Origin of the sequence: Neorhizobium tomejilense (assembly GCF_964254135.1) — a bacterium.
GTDB lineage: Bacteria > Pseudomonadota > Alphaproteobacteria > Rhizobiales > Rhizobiaceae > Neorhizobium > Neorhizobium tomejilense.
Window position 1 is genome coordinate 4,012,856 of record NZ_CAXUSO020000001.1, and the last position, 18,717, is coordinate 4,031,572.

The window sequence follows — 18,717 nt, forward strand, 5'->3', positions numbered from 1 at the left end:
GCCGCTTACTTAGGTCTCCTATGACAAAAGAGCTGCAATACGCGGTGACCTTGATTTCAACGCCGAACGAATCCTGAAGCGTGAATTCATCGGAAACCGGACATGAGTTTAGGTCTTAGCAAGGGAGCCGACGTTGGACGCACCGCTTAATGCTTCATCGAGCACAGCTGGAGGGCTGATCTCTGGCTCAACGTTTGAGGTTCCCCCTTATCAGCGAGAGTATTCCTGGGGTGAAGATGAGGTTAGAGAATTTTTCGAGGACATTCAACGTAGCCTGGATTCGGATTCCTATTTTCTCGGCCTCATCATCCTCACTGACGAAGATGGAAGAAAAAAAATCGTCGACGGCCAGCAGCGGGTCGTTACTTTAACCCTTCTCGCCTCCGCACTTTACCACGAAGCAAAAAGGAGAGGACGCTCCGCGCTTGCTGAGCGCCTTAATGCGGATTTCCTAACATCGATAAATTACGATACCGATGGAAGTGATCCGCGAGTGGTTTTAACGGATAGCGCGGACAATGATACACTGCAGCACATTGTAACGACGGGCGAAACTCCTGTTCAGACGGCTGGAAATACAGATTCCGTCTCAGTTGAAATTTGCAGGTCTTACCGTTTTATTATCAAAGAATTGCGTGATGACCTAAAACCAGATCCATTTAAACGGTTGGGGAAATGGACAGAGTTCATTACAAACAAACTATATTTTGCTGTATTCGTCCACCCATCGCCATCGTCCGCCTACCAGGTATTTGAAGTTATCAATACTAGAGGAAAAGATCTTACCACTGCAGATCTTCTAAAAAACTTTATTATTAGTCAGGTTCCGCACAATCAACGTGGGGAGATATATGATCGATGGAAGCGCATCGCCGACAGTTTTCAGAATGATGGGACAAACAGCTTTGTCCAATATATCCGCCACGTGGTCACTGTCCAAAGCGGTCACATCCTCCCGAAGGACCTATTCTCTTTCCTTGCTTCGCGTAATGAACACAGCCCACGCATGGCTCCTTCTCCGATTGCGCTTATCGAGATGTTGGAAACGAGGCTGGCACTTTACCTCCAGATGGTGGATCCCAGCTTGCCGGGTCCAGCTGATGAGCACGCCCTGGCAGTCTTCCGAGCTCTCAATCGTCTAAATATAATCACCGTGCGCCCCCTGATGATGGCAATCACCGATGTTGCAGATTCCGACGAAGGGCTAGATCAACTATTGCGCTTGGTTGTAAGACGTATAGTCGTTGGAAACCTAGGGACAGGCAACATCGAACGCCGCTTTGCCGAGGCCGCCCGGAGAGTCGCGGAGACATCGCAATGGTTCGATGCCCTCGCTGAGCTAGACGACCTTAATCCAGAAAGATATTTTTTCATTGACCGGTTGTCTAAGCGTTCGTTGAACAAGATCGTATTGGGATATCTTCGGAATACAATTCTTTCTAACAATATAGCGCCAGATAATTATTATTTCACCCATTTTATCATTCCCAAATCGTTGAAGTTTCATCCCGATTTCGAGGAGGGAGAACTTGCCTTCTGGGGAAACACTATTGGTAATACGTTTCTCAGCACAGAAGAATCTAGAGCGGATAGCGGTAATGATTGGCAGACATTTCAACAAAAGATGTTTCCTGTTGCCGCACCAAACGAATTAGTTACAGATCTTGGTATGTATCCTGAATGGAATGCCGAATCGATTCGCGAAATGGGCGCTGCGCTGGCCAGTAAGGCAGCTGAGGTATGGTATGGCTGACGCGGCGCCCGGAACTACGCTCGCCAAGATCATAAGCGTTTTGGATCGACGCGAGAATATTCCGATGCTGGAGGCCTTGGCGGCGGCCGTAAAAGGTGCAGCGCCCGATACAAATCTGGCTAATTCGGCCTTAGTGCTGGATGCGAACGTATTCCTTCGCATCCCATCCAATAAGAAAAGCGCTGACATAATGGACTATCTCACAGGCGTGCATGAGAAGCCAGTAGTTGTGCCTGGGCAAGTGATCCAAGAATTTTGGAACAACCAACTTAGTGCGACAGATACCGTATATAAGGCACTCTCAAAGAAATATAATGATCTGTCAAAGGATGTTGTAAAATATAGCTCTGCTGGAATTCTCGGAATAGAGTCGGTAGCGGAATCTTTGGATGCATTTAAGCTTGGAAATGAGCATATGTTCGAGCCAGAGCTTATGAGTAAGACGTCGTCTTTTTTGGAGCGTCTAGTGCAAAAGGCTGTGGTTCCGTTCGCACCTAGAGAGCCTTTTACTGAGATAGCGCGTGGCCGGAAACTGGCTAGGACGCCTCCTGGCTTCAAAGATGACGGTGATGGCGACTTTCTAGTCTGGGTAGATTTGCTGTGGGGACTTTGTGAAGCAAAAGCAAGCGGTGCGTCCTTCGACAACGTTATCCTTCTGAGTCACGATGCTAAGCTCGATTGGTCCCGCGGGAAGGTTGCTCACCCTGTTTTAACGGCTGAGCTGCGCGCAGTGCTTGGAGCACATTTCGAGATTTGGACGCTAGACAAATTGTCCGATGCGATTGGATAGGCGTCGGCTTTTAGTCGGGCTGGTATCGACGTCCACTCGATTGAGAGAACAATCCACCGTTCTCGGAGGAGAAAGAGCCGATCTACTATTCGCGCATGCGTGCGGCAGATGAGGGCATTAAGTTGGCAAAGCATCTAGTCATCGCCGTCGACTGGTTTGGGCCATATAAAGGGATCGAGGAAGCGCGCGTTGCAATAGGTGACTTTATGGGAACAGGTCTGTATCTGGCAATCGGCCGAACAGACGCCGACGAGCCTCTCAGCCTTCAGTATGTCGGGATATCAACCTCATTGAGTAAACGTGTCGGCAATGCGCATCATAAACTAGGACGAATCGACGATTTGCAGATCTGGGTAGGGGAGGTAGGAACTGCCCGACCTTCCGGCAGGCAACTTAAGAAAACACCCGCAACCCTCGACTATGCAGAGTGGCTGATGGCATATTTTGTCTACCTGCCACTAAATGACAAGAAAACCAAAAACGCGCCAGATATTGCGGCAACGCTTCTGAACCGGTGGTGGAAGAAGGACTACGAGACACCTTACCATCGCCGTCCGCACCCAGATTGGCCCGATCTGATAGATTACCTTGGGTTCTACTATCCGACGAAAATAGTGTGGTTCGGCAAGAAGCTGAAACGGGTTCCCGCGCTCACTTAGACAAGTGCTACTTCTGCAGACTAAAACCTCATCGTATCTACTGCTCGTCGCGCACTTGTGGAAAACTGAATCCTGATTCATTATGTAGCATGCGAAACGCAGCGGCTCCGTCACTGCGTTTTCTTGATTCGAACGATTAGACGCAGAAGGAGGGGCGATGAGGAAGATTCCTGACTACCGTCTCGTGAAGCGTAAAGCCGCAGAGCTTCTCGAGGAGACCGGAGTCGTTCATCCGCCGATCAACCCTATTTCCATGGCGCGTGAACAGGGCTTCGACGTAAAATTTGTCTCATTCTCCGGCGACTTTGCCCAGGTGGCAGGATTTTATGATCCGGATGAGGAAGCCATCTACATCAACAAGAATGAGTCGCCGCTTCGCCAGACGTTCACGATCGCTCACGAACTCGGTCATGCTCTCCTACATAAGGACTGGGCAGGCTCAGATGATTACAAGGTTTTTTGGCGAGATCCTGAACGAAACAACGATGATCCCCATGAAAAAGAAGCGAATGCCTTCGCCGCGCATTTACTTGTTCCACGTCCCCTCCTTGACCAGTATTATCAGAGACTAAGTGAGTCGGACTTGTCGAAGCTGTTTGCAGTCTCCGTGCCGGCTATCAAAAATAGGCTGGCATTCGAGTATGGCCTCTGAGAGAGAACAAGCTAAACAGTCTGCGAGCGACCCTGAACCGAGCGATCCGGACCTGGGCGAAACTTTAGGTGCGGCAAACCAATTCAATGTTGAGCTGATCCGGGAGACCAATCGTCACCGAGAGCAGATGGCCCACGGGGAGCGAGGCTGGCTGGGCTGGCTTGTTGGCGGCCCAACAAGCGCCCCGACCATTATCGCGTTCATTGTTGCGAGCGCCGGACTATTGATCGCCGTATGGTGTCTCAACCAAGCCGCTACCCAGGCCACAGAGGCGGAGTTTTGGGCTAAGCAAGCTGAGCGGGGCTTTGCTTTTGCGGGGACGGCAATAGGCTTCATTTTTGGACGCAGTTTGAAGTAGGTAGTGCCTTGAGTGTGGCCCTCACCGGTTCTCCGACCTGCATCTAAGATTTAAGAATTTAACACGTTGCAGGAAAGCCTTACGGCCGAAGGTTCATAATGGCGGAGAGGGTGGGATTCGAACCCACGGTGCCCTCGCAGGCACGCCGCATTTCGAGTGCGGTGCTTTCGACCACTCAGCCACCTCTCCGCTTAAGACGTGATGACGCGTTGGTCAGCGCGGGCGTTCTCATAGCGGGCAAACATGGGGCTGGCAAGGGGCGAATATCAAGTCTTTACATCCTTTCGTCTTGACAGTTTTTTGTCGCTCGCGTATGTCCGCTCGCGATCAGGCGTGGAAAAGTATCCATGCCTCTTTGTTTGTGTGGAGGTTGTTGGAACAGCCACGCGAATTCCACCGGCAGCAAGTTCCAGAAGATCGTCTCTTTCGAAACCCTGCTAGAGCCCGACTGATAAAAAGACGGCCGCCTTTTAAATAGGGCAGAGCCGGAACGAACATGAAAGGATAAAAAATGTTCGCAGTCATCAAGACCGGCGGTAAACAGTACCGCGTGGCAGCCAACGACGTGCTCACCATCGAAAAGCTGGAAGCCGAAGCTGGTTCTGTCGTAGAATTCAATGAAATCCTGGTTGTCGGCGTTGGTGCCGATGCCAAGTTCGGCGCTCCCTTTGTTGCGGGTGCGACGGTCAAGGCCGAAGTGGTCGAGCATAATCGCGGCAAGAAGGTTCTTTCCTTCAAGAAGCGTCGCCGTCAGAATTCCAAGCGGATTCGCGGCCATCGCCAGCATCACACGGTCGTCCGCATCACGGACATCTTGGCTTAACAACGGGTTTCGAAGGGTAAAGGAGAACTCCAATGGCACATAAAAAAGCTGGCGGTTCGTCGCGCAACGGTCGCGATTCGAATTCCAAGCGCCTTGGCGTGAAGAAGTTCGGCGGCGAAGCCGTCATTCCGGGCAACATTATCGTGCGCCAGCGCGGCACGCAGTGGCATCCGGGCGCCAATGTCGGCCTCGGCAAGGACCACACCATTTTTGCGCTTACCGAAGGCAATGTGAATTACCGAACCAAGGCCAATGGTCGAGTGTTCGTGTCCGTAATGCCGAAAGCCGAAGCAGCAGAATAAAGCCGGCAAGCGTTTTAAGCAGCCGGTGTCACATCGACCCGGCTGAACGCCCAAAGGTTCAGTCAGAAAAAAGGGAAGATGGGACACCACCATCTTCCCTTTTTCTTTGCCCCAACAGGAGGACTGAACATGCAAGGCGAATTACTGAGGGCGAGCCAATCCCGGCCGCCAGAGGATCGGTTAAGACCCGACCGGTCGAGAAGCGATTGCCCCGTCTTACTGTCGCAGAGGTTAGTTCTGCGCACGCCCCACGAAGAAGACATCGACGCACTTGCCCATCTCGCCAACAATGCGAATATCGCGACCATGGTGTCGCGTATGCCGCATCCCTATACGGCTAAAGACGCAGCCGATTTCGTGCGACGCACGAAGGCCGGCGAGATTGGCAAATGCGTCTACGCCATCACGCGAGGAGACAACGGCGCCTTTCTCGGTTGCTGCGCGCTCGAACCGCAACAGGACGAGAGAACGCTCGAACTCGGCTATTGGCTGGGCGAGCCCCATTGGAACAGGGGTTACGCCACGGAAGCCGCCCATGCCCTGATCGACATGGCCTTCCGCACCCGCAACAACATCGACCATATCGATGCCCGCTGCCGGGTGACCAACATCGCCTCCCGGCGGGTGATCCAGAAATGCGGTTTCCAGTTCCAGGGCACCGGCATGATCGATTGCCTAGCGCTTGGCGGCATGGTCGCCGTCGAGTGGTTCCGGCTCGACCGCAAGACCTGGATGTCCTTGAGAAGCTGGGGAGAACTGCGATGAACGCCGCCGTCCTCCAGAAGACGAGTTCGACTGTCACGACGCCCGGCCCCTGCCCGGTCATCACCACGGAAAGGCTGGTTCTTCGCCCGCACAAGATCACCGATGCGACGGCGATTGCCGAATCGCTCGGCGATTTCAAGGTCGCCCGCATGCTGGCGCGGGTGCCGCAGCCCTATGATCGCCAGGACGCGCTGGACTGGCTCGTCCCGCATGCATCCGGCATCCTGCCGGACTGGACGCTGGCGATCACCACCGGTGACGACACCCATATCGGCGCCGTCTGCCTGGAACCGAGACGCGGTCAATGGCGTCTAGGCTACTGGCTGAACCGGCTCTACTGGGATCGGGGCTACATGACCGAAGCGGTAGCCGGGGCGCTGGAACGTTTCTTCCGGCGGATGCCGGAAGCGCAGGTCTTTTCCGGCGCCTTTGCGGACAATCTGGCCTCGCTGAACGTCCAGAAGAAGCTCGGCTTCACCATCGTCGATGCGAACCAACTCTTCAGCCTGTCGCGCAACCGCCTGGTCCCGCATATCGAGACCATGCTTCTGCCCGAGGATTTCCGGCGGCCGGCCCGACCGTGACGCTCCGGTAACAAAGATCCGGCGGAGAAAACTCCGCCGGATCACTCACTCGACCTCGACCCAGACCGGGAAATGGTCGGAACCAGGCGCCTCATTGTCGATCCAGGCGTTTTTCAACCGCGGCACCAGCCCGGCATTCACGAAGCAATGATCGAGATGCATCTTTATCGGCCCGTCACCCGGCGGCTTCGCCCAGGTATAGGTCTCCGGCGTTACCGACCCAAGGCGGTCCAGCACGTCGACGGGTTCGTTGGCGCGCAGGACGCGGCCGTAATAACGGTCCCGCTGGCCGGCCAGGGCGATATATTCCGTCGATTCCGGCTCCATGTTGAAATCCCCCATCAGCAGGAAATCCTCCGGCAGCGGCAGATCGGGGAAACCCTCTTCGGCGCCGCCGGTGAGCGAACCACCCTCGGAGGTGAAGTTGACCACCCGCTCTTTCAGATAACGGATCTGGCCGAGCCGTTCATCGGCAGAGACATGATCGAGGTGGACGGAATAGACCCGAAGCGGCCCGCCGGGTGCGACGATGACCGCTTCCAGCGCGCCGCGCTGCAGGTTGAGCATCTCGACGGTGCGGCTGCGGGGCAGCAGAAGATGGCGGGTGGCAAGGATCGGCCAGCGCGACAGGATCATGTTGCCGAACTGGGAGCGGCGCTCGATGCGGCGGCCGTTCTCGACCGAGACGTCGAGCAGCAGGTCGCAAGGTGCGCCATAGACATGAAAATGGTCCGGAAACAGATCCGAGAAGCGGGCGACAAGATCCACATGGCCGTTCCTGGGGAAACCGCGGGTCACTTCCTGAAGCGCGATCACATCCGCTCCCTCGATACTCGCGGCGATGCGTTCGGGATCGAACACGCCATCCATGCCGACCCCGTATTGAATGTTATAGCTGACGAACTTCATGATATTCTTTGACCTCCGCCCCAACCGACGATATCGAAACCCCTATCGACATGCACTGAGCGCCCTACCTGAAGCGACAGGCATCCCGACTAACACAAGACTGACGGCGACAAGATGAAATTTCTCGACGAGGCAAAAGTCTATATCCGCTCCGGCGACGGCGGCGCGGGCGCGGTCTCGTTCCGACGGGAAAAGTTCGTCGAGTTCGGCGGACCCGATGGCGGTGACGGCGGACGCGGCGGCGACGTCTGGGTGGAGGCCGTCAACGGCCTCAACACCCTGATCGATTTCCGCTTCCAGCAGCATTTCAAGGGCCAGACCGGCACCCACGGCATGGGCCGCAACCGCACCGGCGCCAATGGCGGCGAAGTGACGTTGAAAGTGCCCGTCGGCACCCAGATCTTCGAGGAAGACAACGAGACGCTGATCATCGACCTGACCCGCGAAGGCCAAAGGTTCCGGCTCGCCAAGGGCGGCAATGGCGGCTTCGGCAATACCCATTTCAAGAGCGCGACCAACCAGGCGCCGAACTGGGCCAATCCTGGCCTTGAGGGCGAGGAAAAAACTATCTGGCTGCGGCTGAAGCTGATCGCCGATGCCGGCCTCGTCGGAATGCCGAATGCCGGCAAGTCGACATTCCTTGCCAGCGTCACCCGCGCCCGTCCGAAGATCGCCAACTACCCGTTCACGACGCTGCATCCCAATCTCGGCGTCGCCACCATCGACGGCCGCGAATTCGTGCTCGCGGATATTCCCGGCCTGATCGAAGGCGCCCATGAGGGTGTCGGCATCGGCGACCGGTTCCTGGGCCATGTCGAGCGCACCCGCGTGCTCCTGCATCTGGTCTCCTCCGTCGAGGAAAAGGTCGGCAAGGCGTACAAGACGGTAAAGCATGAACTTGAAGCCTATGGCGGTGGCCTGATCGACAAGCCGGTCATCGTGGCGCTGTCGCAGATCGACGTGCTCGACGACAAGGAGCTGAAGAAGAAGGCGAAGGAACTGGAAAAGGCCTGCGGCCAGACGCCGTTCCTGATCTCCGCCGTCACCGGCAAGGGCATGACCGAGGTGCTGCGCGCGCTGCGCGACGTGATCGTCGAGGCGAGCGGCGTCAACGAAACCGCGCTGCCCGATCGTTCGACCCCCATCCAGGATCTCGATGAGGACGAGGACGCATGACGGCAGTCCGCAAGCCTCTCGTCGGCCATCGCCGTATCGTCATCAAGATCGGCTCGGCATTGCTCGTCGACCGCAAGAGGGGCCTGAAGTCGCAATGGCTCGACGCCATCTGCGCCGATATCGCCGCGTTGAAGGCGAGAGGCATCGACGTTCTGGTCGTCTCTTCAGGCGCCATCGCCATGGGCCGCACCGTGCTCGACCTGCCCTCGGGCGCACTGAAGCTCGAAGAGAGCCAGGCAGCGGCGGCGGTCGGCCAGATCGCGCTTGCCCGCGCCTGGTCGGAAAGCCTCTCCCGTGACAAGATCGTGGCAGGTCAGATCCTACTGACGCTGGGGGACACGGAGGAACGTCGCCGTTACCTCAACGCCCGTGCCACCATCAACCAGCTTCTGAAGATCGGCGCCGTGCCGATCATCAACGAGAACGATACGGTCGCCACGACCGAAATCCGTTACGGCGACAACGATCGCCTCGCCGCCCGCGTCGCCACCATGACCAGCGCCGACCTGCTCGTGCTCCTATCCGATATCGACGGCCTTTACACTGCTCCGCCGCATCTCGACCCCGACGCCAAATTCCTGGAACTCGTGCCCGCGATCACGCCGGAGATCGAAGCCATGGCCGGCGGCGCTGCGTCCGAACTGTCGCGCGGCGGAATGCGCACCAAGATCGACGCTGGCAAGATCGCCACCGGCGCCGGCTGCGCCATGATTATCGCATCCGGCAAGATGGAGCATCCGCTGCGCGCGATTGAACAGGGTGCCCGCTCCTCCTGGTTCGCGCCCTCCGGGACCCCAGTGACTGCACGGAAAACCTGGATCGCGGGCCAGCTTCAACCGGCCGGCGAACTTTTCGTCGACGAAGGCGCTGAAACCGCGCTCGGCACCGGCAAAAGCCTGCTGCCCGCCGGCGTACGCCGCATCAACGGCCATTTCCATCGCGGCGACACGGTCGCGATCATCGGCGTCGACGGTCGCGAGATCGCCCGAGGGCTCGTGAGCTACGACGCAGAAGAGGCCCGCCAGATCACCGGGCGGAAGTCCGGCGAGATCGAAGCGATCCTCGGTTATGCCGGCCGCGCCGCCATGGTCCATCGCGACGACCTGGTGATGACCGGGCCGGCGAAACGTAAAGCCAAAAAAGAAGACCGCAAGGAGGATGCCGCCCATGCTTGATATGGTTGCAAAGGCAGGCGACGTCGCCGCCGTGATGGGCGAGATAGGTCGCAATGCGAAGGCTGCGGCCCGCGAGCTCGCAACGGCTTCGACCGAAGCAAAGAATAAGGCGCTCCAGGCCATGGCGGACGCGATCCTTGGCAACAGGGACAAGATCCTCGCCGCCAATGCCGCGGATCTGAAACAGGTCGAGGGCAAGGATCTTCTGCCGTCGTTCATCGATCGGCTGACGCTGACCGAAAAGTCGATCGCCGGCATGGCACAGGCGCTGCGCGAGATCGCCGAGTTCAAGGATCCGGTCGGTGAAGTCATCGCCGCCTGGGACCGTCCGAACGGGCTCCATATCGAGCGTGTCCGCACACCGCTCGGCGTCATCGGCGTGATCTATGAAAGCCGGCCGAACGTCACCGCCGATGCCGGCGCGCTCTGCCTCAAGGCCGGCAATGCCGTGATCCTGCGCGGCGGTTCCGATTCGGCCCGGTCCTCGGAGGCGATCCACGATTGCCTCGTCGCCGGCCTGAAGGCGGCGGGCCTTCCGGAACACGCGATCCAGATCGTGCCGACCACCGACCGCGCCGCCGTCGGCGCCATGCTGTCGGGCCTCGATGGCGCGATCGACGTGATTGTGCCGCGTGGGGGCAAGAGCCTCGTCGCCCGCGTCCAGAACGAGGCGCGTGTGCCGGTCTTCGCCCATCTTGAAGGCCTCTGCCATATCTACTTGGACGCCTCCGCGGACCTGGAAATGGCCAAGAAGATCATCGTCAACGCCAAGATGCGCCGCACCGGCGTCTGCGGAGCAGCCGAGACCCTGCTGGTCGACAGTGCCGGGATCGGCACGCATCTGATGCCTGTCCTCGAAGCACTGACGGAAGCCGGCTGCGAAATCCGCGCCTCGGCCACCGTTCTCAAGGTGTTTCCAGGCTTCAAGCCAGCGACGGACGAAGACTGGCGCACCGAATATCTCGACGCGGTCATCTCGGTTGCGATCGTCGACGGCATTTCCGGCGCTATCCGCCACATCAACACCTATTCCTCGAACCATACGGAGGCGGTGATCGCCGAGGATCCTGAGGTCGTCTCCCGTTTCTTCAACGAACTCGACTCAGCGATCCTGCTGCACAATGCCTCCACCCAGTTCGCCGATGGCGGAGAGTTCGGCATGGGCGGCGAGATCGGCATTTCGACCGGCAAGATGCATGCGCGCGGCCCCGTCGGCGTCGAACAGCTGACCTCGTTCAAATACCGGGTGCACGGCACCGGCCAGATCCGGCCCTGATCGCGCGTGACGGAAGAGACCATCGATCGCCGATATCTGGTCATGCCGCATGCCGAACGAGGCATGGCCGTCGGCCTGTTCGGCGGTTCGTTCAATCCGCCGCATGAGGGTCACCTCCTGGTCGCCGAGATCGCGCTTCGCCGGCTCGGCCTAGACCAGCTCTGGTGGATGGTGACGCCGGGCAACCCGCTGAAAAGCCGCTCCGGGCTGGCCTTGCTCGGCGACCGGCTGGCGATGAGCGAAAAGTTGATCGACGACCCGCGCATCAAGATCACCGCCTTTGAGAAGACGCTCGGCGGATCCTATACCGCCGATACGCTCTCCTTCGTGAAGGCCAGGAACCCGCTCGTGCATTTTGTCTGGGTGATGGGCGCCGACAGCCTGAAGACCTTTCATTTGTGGCAGAAGTGGCAGTCGATCGCCTCGACCTTCCCGATCGCCGTTATCGACCGCCCCGGAGCGACTTTGTCGTTCCTGTCGTCGAAAATGGCCCGCACCTTCGATTACGCCCGGGTGGACGAGGATGACGCGGGCACGCTCTGGAAGCGGCGCGCGCCGGCCTGGACCTTCATTCACGGCCCGCGTTCGGCCCTGAGTTCCACGGCGATCCGCGCCGCAAACGACCAGAAATCGGACTAGCATCGGCCGAGCTGCTGTGACGAAAGGGGTCTACATCTTTCTATCACCTTTTCGGACGCTCTCTTGAAAGATTAAGAATTCGATGCCACCTTAAATACAGCGGCCGAGCGTGAATCGGATTCGCTTCAAGTGCCTGTTGCTGTTACCCGGATGAAAGGACAAACCCTGACAACAGTACACGCCAAGGGCAGGACGGCCTCCGTTCTCCCGCAGAGCCTGGAACGTGGCGCCGATGCTGCCGCCCGCGCTCTCGAACTGGTCCTCGCAAGTCTCGAGGACTCCAAAGCTGAAGAGATTGTCACCATCAACATTGCTGGAAAATCAGCGCTCGGGGACTACATGGTCGTTGTCTCCGGACGATCGAACCGGCATGTCATGGCCATCAGCGATCACCTGATTTCCGATCTGAAGGACGAGGGGCTTGGAACAGCCCGCGTCGAAGGACAGGAGACGGGTGACTGGGTGCTCATTGACACCGGTGACATCATCGTCCACGTGTTCCGGCCTGAAATCCGCGCGTTCTACAACATCGAAAAGATGTGGGCGACGCCGGATATCCAGGAAGGCACATTGCTGCACTGACAGGTTCGGGCATTCCCTGAACCGGTCGGACTGAGGTCGAAACCATGCGGCTGGGTGCGAACTCGCCGCAAGGTGGAATTTTCGGCCCTAAAATCAACGGATCAGGACATGCGAATAAGCCTTTTCGCCGTGGGACGGCTAAAGACCGGACCGGAGAAGGAACTTGCGTCCCGATATCTCGACCGCTTCGCCAAGGCTGGCCCGGCGGTGGGTCTGGAATTGTCGAAACAGATCGAGATCCAGGAAAGCCGGGCGGCGAATGCCGATACCCGCAAGCGCGAGGAAGCCGGCGCGCTTGAGAAGGTGCTTCCCGAAGGCGCAGTTCTCATTCTCCTCGACGAACGCGGCAAGGCGCTCGACAGCGAGGCTTTTGCGGCCACGATCGGCCGATATCGCGACAGCGGCAAACGCGACCTGATGCTGGCGATCGGCGGCGCCGACGGGCTCGATCCGGACTTGCGCGAACGGGCCGACATGGTGCTCAACCTCGGCTCGATGACATGGCCTCATCAACTGGTCCGCATTCTGATCGCCGAGCAGCTCTATCGCGCCGTCACCATTCTTTCGGGCCATCCCTATCACAGGGCTTAAACGATCGTTTACCTTCAAACACGATGTTGTTTGTGGCCCCGCCGGGCAAATCAGCTTAGGCTTTCTCGATCCGGCGAATAGCGGAGCGGGAATGCGGACAACCAGGATCATATCGTACCGTCGCGCGCTGCTTCTGGCGGCGGGTCTCGGTTTCGCGCTGGTTCCGCCCCTCCAGATCCCCAATACCGCCCACGCCCAGAACGCGGCCTCGCCGACGGTGCCCCAGGCGGCACCGACTACGGCAGTCGATCCCACCGCCGATCTGCAGCGCCGCCGCAACGAAACCCGCGGCGAGCTGGAAGTCCTGACCAAGAGCATGAAGATTTCGGGCGACAGGGCTGCCGCCATCGAAAAAACCATCGCCGATATCAGGAAGAACACCGCCGATGTCCGCCAGGCGCTGATTGATTCTGCAGCACGCCGCAAGAGCCTGGAAACCAAGATCCTCGACAGCGGAAAGAAGATCACCGAACTGAAGCTCAAGGAGGACGGTATCCGCACCTCCCTGCGCGGCCGACGCGCGGTGCTGGCCGAAGTGCTCGCAGCCCTCCAGCGCATGGGCCGCAATCCTCCTCCGGCACTTCTGGTGACGCCGGACGATGCGCTCGCCTCGGTTCGCAGCGCAATCCTCCTCGGCGCCGTCGTTCCCGGCATGCGCCACGAGGCGGACAAGCTCGTTGCCGACCTTCAGTCCCTGGCCTCTCTCCAGGCCTTGGCGATGACCGAGAAGACCACCGTTTCCACCACCATTGCCGCGAGCCTCGAAGAGGACCGGCGCATGGCCCTGCTGCTTGCAGAAAACGAAAAGTTGAACAAGCGCAACACGGCCGATCTCGACGCCGAGCGCCGCCGCTCCGAGGAACTCACCGACCGCGCCACCACGCTTGAGAACCTCATCCAGTCGTTCGAAGGCGAAATCGCCTCGGTGCGCGAGGCAATCGACCAGGCACGCGCCGAGGAAGAACGCCAGCGCATGATGTCGGACGCCGAGCGCGAAAGGGCAAAGCAGCTTGCCCAAAGCGGTGTGCCTGACAAAAACCGCATTGCGCCCGCATACGCGTTTTCAAGCCTCAAGCAGAAGCTGGAGCTTCCGGTCGCCGGAGATGTATTGCGGTGGTTCGGCGACGCCGACGGGACGGGGCACACGGCGAGAGGCATGACTGTTGCTTCGAACGCGGGTGCGGTGGTGACGGCGCCGGCTGACGGCTTGGTGGTTTTCGCCGGAGCCTTCCGGAGTTACGGACAGATGATCATCCTCAATGCCGGAGATGGATACCATCTGGTTCTGACCGGCATGGACGTTGTGAATGCACGGCAGGGCAAGTTCGTTTTCGCAGGTGAACCCATTGCCGTGATGGGTGAGAAAAGAGTGGCAAGCGCAACCGCATTGGCGCTGGAAACAGATCGTCCAACGCTTTACATTGAATTCCGAAAAGATGGCACACCGCTCGATTCCAAGCCGTGGTGGACCTCGAAAGAAACTGGAAGGGCACGAAATGATTCGTAGGGCTTCTCTTGTCATCGTCGGTGCACTCTTGGGTGCGACCGCGATGAGCGTGATTTATTCGGCCGGTGTGCCGGCGCAGGCCGCCGGCCCTTCGACCTACCGGGAATTGTCGATCTTCGGCGACGTGTTCGAACGGGTCCGCGCCCAGTATGTGACGCCGCCGGATGAGGAAAAGCTGGTCGAGAACGCCATCAACGGCATGCTGACCTCGCTCGACCCCCATTCGAGCTTCATGAATGCCAAGGATGCCGAAGACATGCGCACGCAGACGCGTGGCGAGTTCGGCGGCCTCGGCATCGAGGTGACGATGGAGAACGAACTCGTCAAGGTCATAGCGCCGATCGACGATACGCCCGCTTCCAAGGCCGGCATTCTGGCAGGCGACTTCATCTCCGAGATCGATGGCGCGCCGGTGCGCGGCCTGAAGCTCGAAGAAGCCGTCGAAAAGATGCGCGGCGGCATCAACACCCCCATCAAGCTGACGATCATCCGTCAGGGCGCCGACAAGCCGCTCGACATCACCGTGGTACGCGACATCATCGCGGTCCGCGCCGTGAAGTCCCGTGTCGAAGGCGGCGATGTCGGTTATGTCCGCGTCATCTCCTTCACCGAGAAGACCTATGACGACCTCGAAAAGGCGATCAAGAAGATCAAGGCGGATGTCCCGGCCGACAAGCTGAAGGGCTACGTGCTCGACCTGCGCCTCAACCCGGGCGGTCTGCTCGATCAGGCGATCAACGTTTCCGACGCCTTCCTGGAACGTGGCGAAGTGGTTTCGACCCGCGGCCGCAATGCCGACGAGACCCGCCGCTTCAACGCCGGCCCCGGCGATCTGACCGACGGCAAGCCGGTCATCGTGCTTGTCAACGGCGGCTCTGCTTCCGCTTCGGAAATCGTCGCCGGTGCGCTCCAGGATCTGCGCCGTGCCACGGTTCTCGGTACGCGTTCCTTCGGCAAGGGTTCGGTTCAGACGATCATCCCGCTCGGCGATGCCGGCGCGCTGCGTCTGACCACCGCGCTCTATTACACGCCGTCGGGCAAGTCGATCCAGGGCACCGGCATCCAGCCGGACATCAAGGTCGATCAGCCGCTGCCGGCGGAACTGCAGGGCAAGATCCGGGCTGAGGGCGAATCCAGCCTGCGCGGCCACATCCAGGGTGCAGCCGAGACCGACGAAGGTTCCGGTTCCGCAGCCTACGTGCCGCCGGAAGCCAAGGACGACATCCAGCTCAACTATGCACTCGACCTCTTCCGCGGCGCCAAGAAGGATCCGTCCTTCCCGCCAAGCCCGGATAAGGCGGCGGCAGCCACGATCAAGAAGTAAAGACATCATCGGGCCGGCCAGCGTGACGCGTCGAAAACGTCTCGCTGGCCGGTTCTTCGTATCTGCAGAAGAAACGCGGAACAGACCTTGGGCACCGATCTCCATGCACCGCTCGGACAGAACCGGCCGGCCGCTCGGCGACGGAACCGAAGGTTTTCTCTCGCAATCGTTTTCGCGATACTGGCGGTTGCCGGCGTCCTGGGGCTTTCGCTCTACGCCATGCGCGGCGATGATGCCCTGAAGCAAACCGCTTCCAACCTTCCGGCCGCTTCCAAGCCGGAACCGACCCAGCCTTCCACCAAACCCGACCCGAACGCGGCGCCGCTGCCATCCGCCGGCATGCCTCGTTCCGATCCCGGTTCCGGCGCCAATATCGAGCGGACGCTCACCGATGACGGTTCGGTGGTGACCAAGTACACCCCCCGCCCGCGCGACGGCAGCGGAGCGGTGATGATCGGCACCCAGCGGATCGGCCAGGACCCCCGCGTGGCTGCCCAGCCCAACGACGCGCTTCTGGAGGATTCGCCCCATGGCCGGCTGCCTATTGTCGGACCCGGCGGGCAGCGGCCGATGGATCAATATGCGCGCCCCTGGTCAGGCGCGCGCGGAACCCGCATCGCGATCGTCGTCGGCGGTCTTGGCCTCAGCCAGACAGGCACCCAGCGGGCGATCCGCGACCTGCCGCCGACTGTGACGCTCGCCTTTGCCGTCAGCGGCAACAGCCTGCAGCGCTGGATGCAGGAAGCCCGCCGCGCCGGCCACGAAATCCTGATCCAGGTGCCGTTTGAACCGTTCGATTACCCGGCGAACGATCCCGGGCCTGGGACGCTGCTGACCAAGATGTCAGCGAAGGATAATCTCGGCCGCCTTCACCGGGCCATGGGTGAGATTACCAACTATACCGGCGTGATGAACTATCTCGGCGGCCGCTATCTCTCGGATGCCGGCGCGCTGGAGCCGGTCCTGCGCGATATTTCCAAGCGGGGACTGCTTTTCCTCGACGACGGGACATCCGCGCAGTCGAAGACGGCGATCGTTGCCAAGGCGATAGAACTGCCCCATGCCTTTGGCGATCTGACGCTTGACGGGCAGTTGCAGAAGGACGCCATCCTCAAGAAACTCGACGAACTGGAGCGCATTGCCGGCCGTAAGGGCACGGCGATCGGCATCGCCTCGGCTTTCGACGAGAGCATCGATGCGATAAGGCAATGGAGCGAGGAAGCCTCGCAGCGCGGTATCGAGATTGTCGGCGTCTCGTCGCTCGCGAGCGAAAGCGTCGGACCGTAATCGATCGGAGTTATCCATGAGCAAAAAAGACAAACGTTCGGTCGTCGCCGAGGAGCTTCCCTATCGCCCGTGCGTCGGCATCATGGTTCTGAACCACGCAGGCCTCGTCTGGGCCGGCCGGCGCATCAGCCAGGGCAACAGCGAATATGACGGCTCGCCGCAGCTCTGGCAGATGCCGCAGGGCGGCATCGACAAGGGTGAAGACCCGCTTCCCGCCGCCTATCGCGAGCTTTACGAGGAAACGGGGATGCGCTCCGTCACCCTGCTTGCCGAGGCGCAGGATTGGATCAATTACGATCTGCCCGCACATCTGATCGGCATCGGGCTGAAAGGAAAATATCGCGGCCAGACCCAGCGCTGGTTCGCCTTCCGCTTCGACGGCGACGAAAGCGAGATTGCCATCAACCCGCCGCCTGGCGGACATGCGCCGGAGTTCGATGCCTGGGAATGGAAGCCGATGGCGGACCTTCCCGGCCTGATCGTGCCCTTCAAGCGCGCCGTCTACGATCGGGTCGTCGCGGAGTTCACCCATCTGGCCAAGGTGGCGACCGAACGGCTTTGACCCGCGGGAGCGGGCCTCCGGTTCGGCCGGCTTCCATGTGAACCGGCTTCGTGGCCGCAATGAAAAACCCGGCGAAGCGGATGCTTCGCCGGGTTTGTATGTCCAGGTGCAGCTGATTATTCGGCAGAATCCGCGGATTCCGCGTTGAGGAGGCCGTAACGCTCCTCGCCGATTTTTGCCAGCAGATCGAGTTGGGTTTCGAGGAAGTCGATATGGCCTTCCTCATCCATCAGAAGCTCTTCGAAGAGCTTCATCGAGACGTAGTCGCCGGCCGCGTGACAGATATCGCGGGAAGCCTTGTAGGCCGTGCGGGCATCATATTCGCCGGCAAGATCGGCCTCCAGGACTTCCTTGACGTTCTGGCCGATGCGCAGCGGGGCAAGCGTCTGCAGGTTGGGGTGGCCTTCGAGAAAGATGATGCGATCGATGAGACGATCGGCATGATGCATTTCTTCGATCGATTCCGCCCGCTCTTTTTTCGCGAGCTTCTTGAAGCCCCAATCGTCCAGCAGGCGATAATGCAGCCAATACTGGTTGACTGCGCCTAGCTCGAGAAAAAGTGCCTCGTTAAGCCGCTCGATGACCTTTGAGTCGCCTTTCAATGTCCGCTCTCCTGTTTTCCTCATGGAATTGTCTCAAGCGGGACATATATACGACCACCTCGTCTTCCGTCGAGTGGTGCGCGGCGTGATATTCCTCGGTTGTGCGGATGATCAGGTCGACAACGCTCGGGAAGCAGCCGCAGCAGCGGCCGCGTTTCGCCATGGCGTGATAGACCTTTGACGGTACGATGAGCTGCCAACAGTCGTCGTCAAGGAGCTGCGTGATGACGTCCTTGATTTCCCTGTCGGTGATGTAATTGCAACTGCAAACCAGCATTCTCGGTCGACCTGCCAAACATGACCTGTATCATCTTCTTTTTGCGAAAGCGGACAGGAGATGTCAAGAAAGAATCGACATATATGAGTCACTTCTTAAGGGAGGCTGCCATGCCCACGGCTTC

The 18,717-nt window shown here is 59.2% G+C and carries 20 protein-coding genes, 1 tRNA gene and 1 pseudogene; 18 read left to right on the forward strand and 4 right to left on the reverse strand.

Features of this window, described 5'->3' with window-relative positions; genetic code table 11:
* The first annotated feature begins 133 nt into the window (after positions 1-133).
* The 4 genes from ACSQ3G_RS19770 (at position 134) to ACSQ3G_RS19785 (ending at position 3,854) form a co-directional block, all read left to right on the forward strand.
* On the forward strand, positions 134-1,753 hold the full coding sequence (locus ACSQ3G_RS19770; RefSeq protein ID WP_436111249.1) for a DUF262 domain-containing protein: 1,620 nt from the start codon (positions 134-136) through the stop codon (positions 1,751-1,753).
* A complete protein-coding gene (locus tag ACSQ3G_RS19775) occupies positions 1,746-2,543 on the forward strand; it encodes a PIN-like domain-containing protein (RefSeq protein WP_436111250.1) in 798 nt (265 codons plus the stop codon). Before ACSQ3G_RS19770 ends, ACSQ3G_RS19775 begins: the two co-directional genes overlap by 8 nt.
* A gap of 122 nt (positions 2,544-2,665) precedes the next feature.
* Positions 2,666-3,202: a hypothetical protein gene (locus ACSQ3G_RS19780; RefSeq protein ID WP_436111251.1), complete on the forward strand. Its 537-nt coding sequence runs from the start codon at positions 2,666-2,668 to the stop codon at positions 3,200-3,202.
* A gap of 157 nt (positions 3,203-3,359) precedes the next feature.
* A complete protein-coding gene (locus ACSQ3G_RS19785; RefSeq protein ID WP_436111252.1) occupies positions 3,360-3,854 on the forward strand; it encodes an ImmA/IrrE family metallo-endopeptidase in 495 nt (164 codons plus the stop codon).
* Between the two features lie 457 nt (positions 3,855-4,311).
* Here ACSQ3G_RS19785 and ACSQ3G_RS19790 read toward each other — a convergent pair.
* Positions 4,312-4,401 (reverse strand) — tRNA-Ser (locus ACSQ3G_RS19790).
* A 322-nt stretch (positions 4,402-4,723) separates the two neighbouring features.
* Here ACSQ3G_RS19790 and rplU point away from each other — a divergent pair.
* From rplU to ACSQ3G_RS19810, 4 genes are all read left to right on the forward strand, one after another.
* Positions 4,724-5,035 carry a 50S ribosomal protein L21 gene (gene rplU / locus ACSQ3G_RS19795; protein ID WP_007757413.1) on the forward strand — a complete coding sequence of 104 codons (312 nt, stop codon included), beginning with the start codon at positions 4,724-4,726 and terminating at the stop codon, positions 5,033-5,035.
* Positions 5,036-5,067: 32 nt separating this feature from the next.
* The gene (gene rpmA, locus ACSQ3G_RS19800) at positions 5,068-5,337 is read left to right on the forward strand and encodes a 50S ribosomal protein L27 (RefSeq protein WP_105430487.1); all 270 of its coding nucleotides are present in this window, start codon (positions 5,068-5,070) and stop codon (positions 5,335-5,337) included.
* Positions 5,338-5,466: 129 nt separating this feature from the next.
* The gene (locus ACSQ3G_RS19805; RefSeq protein WP_046606681.1) at positions 5,467-6,102 is read left to right on the forward strand and encodes a GNAT family N-acetyltransferase; all 636 of its coding nucleotides are present in this window, start codon (positions 5,467-5,469) and stop codon (positions 6,100-6,102) included.
* Positions 6,099-6,686 carry a GNAT family N-acetyltransferase gene (locus ACSQ3G_RS19810; RefSeq protein ID WP_436111253.1) on the forward strand — a complete coding sequence of 196 codons (588 nt, stop codon included), beginning with the start codon at positions 6,099-6,101 and terminating at the stop codon, positions 6,684-6,686. Before ACSQ3G_RS19805 ends, ACSQ3G_RS19810 begins: the two co-directional genes overlap by 4 nt.
* Positions 6,687-6,731: 45 nt before the next feature.
* On the opposite strand, the gene ACSQ3G_RS19815 is transcribed toward ACSQ3G_RS19810, so the two are convergent.
* Positions 6,732-7,595 carry an endonuclease/exonuclease/phosphatase family protein gene (locus tag ACSQ3G_RS19815; protein ID WP_436111254.1) on the reverse strand — a complete coding sequence of 288 codons (864 nt, stop codon included), beginning with the start codon at positions 7,593-7,595 and terminating at the stop codon, positions 6,732-6,734.
* 114 nt (positions 7,596-7,709) lie between these two features.
* On the opposite strand from ACSQ3G_RS19815, the gene obgE reads away from it, so the two are divergent.
* The 10 genes from obgE to ACSQ3G_RS19865 all read left to right on the forward strand — a co-directional run bounded on the left by obgE (position 7,710) and on the right by ACSQ3G_RS19865 (position 17,714).
* Positions 7,710-8,771, forward strand: a complete 1,062-nt coding sequence (obgE, locus tag ACSQ3G_RS19820; protein ID WP_436111255.1) for a GTPase ObgE — start codon at positions 7,710-7,712, stop codon at positions 8,769-8,771.
* On the forward strand, positions 8,768-9,946 hold the full coding sequence (proB, locus tag ACSQ3G_RS19825) for a glutamate 5-kinase (protein ID WP_436111256.1): 1,179 nt from the start codon (positions 8,768-8,770) through the stop codon (positions 9,944-9,946). The genes obgE and proB overlap by 4 nt, the downstream gene beginning before the upstream one ends.
* On the forward strand, positions 9,939-11,222 hold the full coding sequence (locus ACSQ3G_RS19830) for a glutamate-5-semialdehyde dehydrogenase (protein ID WP_436111257.1): 1,284 nt from the start codon (positions 9,939-9,941) through the stop codon (positions 11,220-11,222). The genes proB and ACSQ3G_RS19830 overlap by 8 nt, the downstream gene beginning before the upstream one ends.
* A 42-nt stretch (positions 11,223-11,264) precedes the next feature.
* A complete protein-coding gene (locus tag ACSQ3G_RS19835; protein ID WP_284707036.1) occupies positions 11,265-11,861 on the forward strand; it encodes a nicotinate-nucleotide adenylyltransferase in 597 nt (198 codons plus the stop codon).
* A 150-nt stretch (positions 11,862-12,011) separates the two neighbouring features.
* Positions 12,012-12,443, forward strand: a complete 432-nt coding sequence (gene rsfS, locus ACSQ3G_RS19840) for a ribosome silencing factor (RefSeq protein WP_046636738.1) — start codon at positions 12,012-12,014, stop codon at positions 12,441-12,443.
* A 108-nt stretch (positions 12,444-12,551) separates the two neighbouring features.
* Entirely contained in the window at positions 12,552-13,034 is a 483-nt protein-coding gene (gene rlmH / locus ACSQ3G_RS19845; RefSeq protein ID WP_105404414.1) for a 23S rRNA (pseudouridine(1915)-N(3))-methyltransferase RlmH, read from the forward strand.
* A gap of 91 nt (positions 13,035-13,125) precedes the next feature.
* Positions 13,126-14,541 carry a murein hydrolase activator EnvC family protein gene (locus tag ACSQ3G_RS19850; protein ID WP_436111258.1) on the forward strand — a complete coding sequence of 472 codons (1,416 nt, stop codon included), beginning with the start codon at positions 13,126-13,128 and terminating at the stop codon, positions 14,539-14,541.
* Entirely contained in the window at positions 14,531-15,865 is a 1,335-nt protein-coding gene (locus ACSQ3G_RS19855; RefSeq protein ID WP_046636735.1) for a S41 family peptidase, read from the forward strand. The genes ACSQ3G_RS19850 and ACSQ3G_RS19855 overlap by 11 nt, the downstream gene beginning before the upstream one ends.
* Positions 15,866-15,952: 87 nt before the next feature.
* Positions 15,953-17,152, forward strand: a complete 1,200-nt coding sequence (locus ACSQ3G_RS19860) for a divergent polysaccharide deacetylase family protein (RefSeq protein ID WP_436111259.1) — start codon at positions 15,953-15,955, stop codon at positions 17,150-17,152.
* Positions 17,153-17,168: 16 nt separating this feature from the next.
* Positions 17,169-17,714 carry an RNA pyrophosphohydrolase gene (locus ACSQ3G_RS19865; RefSeq protein WP_046636733.1) on the forward strand — a complete coding sequence of 182 codons (546 nt, stop codon included), beginning with the start codon at positions 17,169-17,171 and terminating at the stop codon, positions 17,712-17,714.
* 116 nt (positions 17,715-17,830) lie between these two features.
* Here ACSQ3G_RS19865 and bfr read toward each other — a convergent pair whose 3' ends face one another.
* Positions 17,831-18,316 (reverse strand): bacterioferritin, encoded by a 486-nt coding sequence (gene bfr / locus ACSQ3G_RS19870; protein ID WP_007764418.1) that lies wholly within the window; start codon positions 18,314-18,316, stop codon positions 17,831-17,833.
* Positions 18,282-18,685: pseudogene (locus ACSQ3G_RS19875) on the reverse strand ((2Fe-2S)-binding protein). The gene bfr and the pseudogene ACSQ3G_RS19875 overlap by 35 nt, the downstream one beginning before the upstream one ends.
* Positions 18,686-18,717 lie beyond the last annotated feature (32 nt).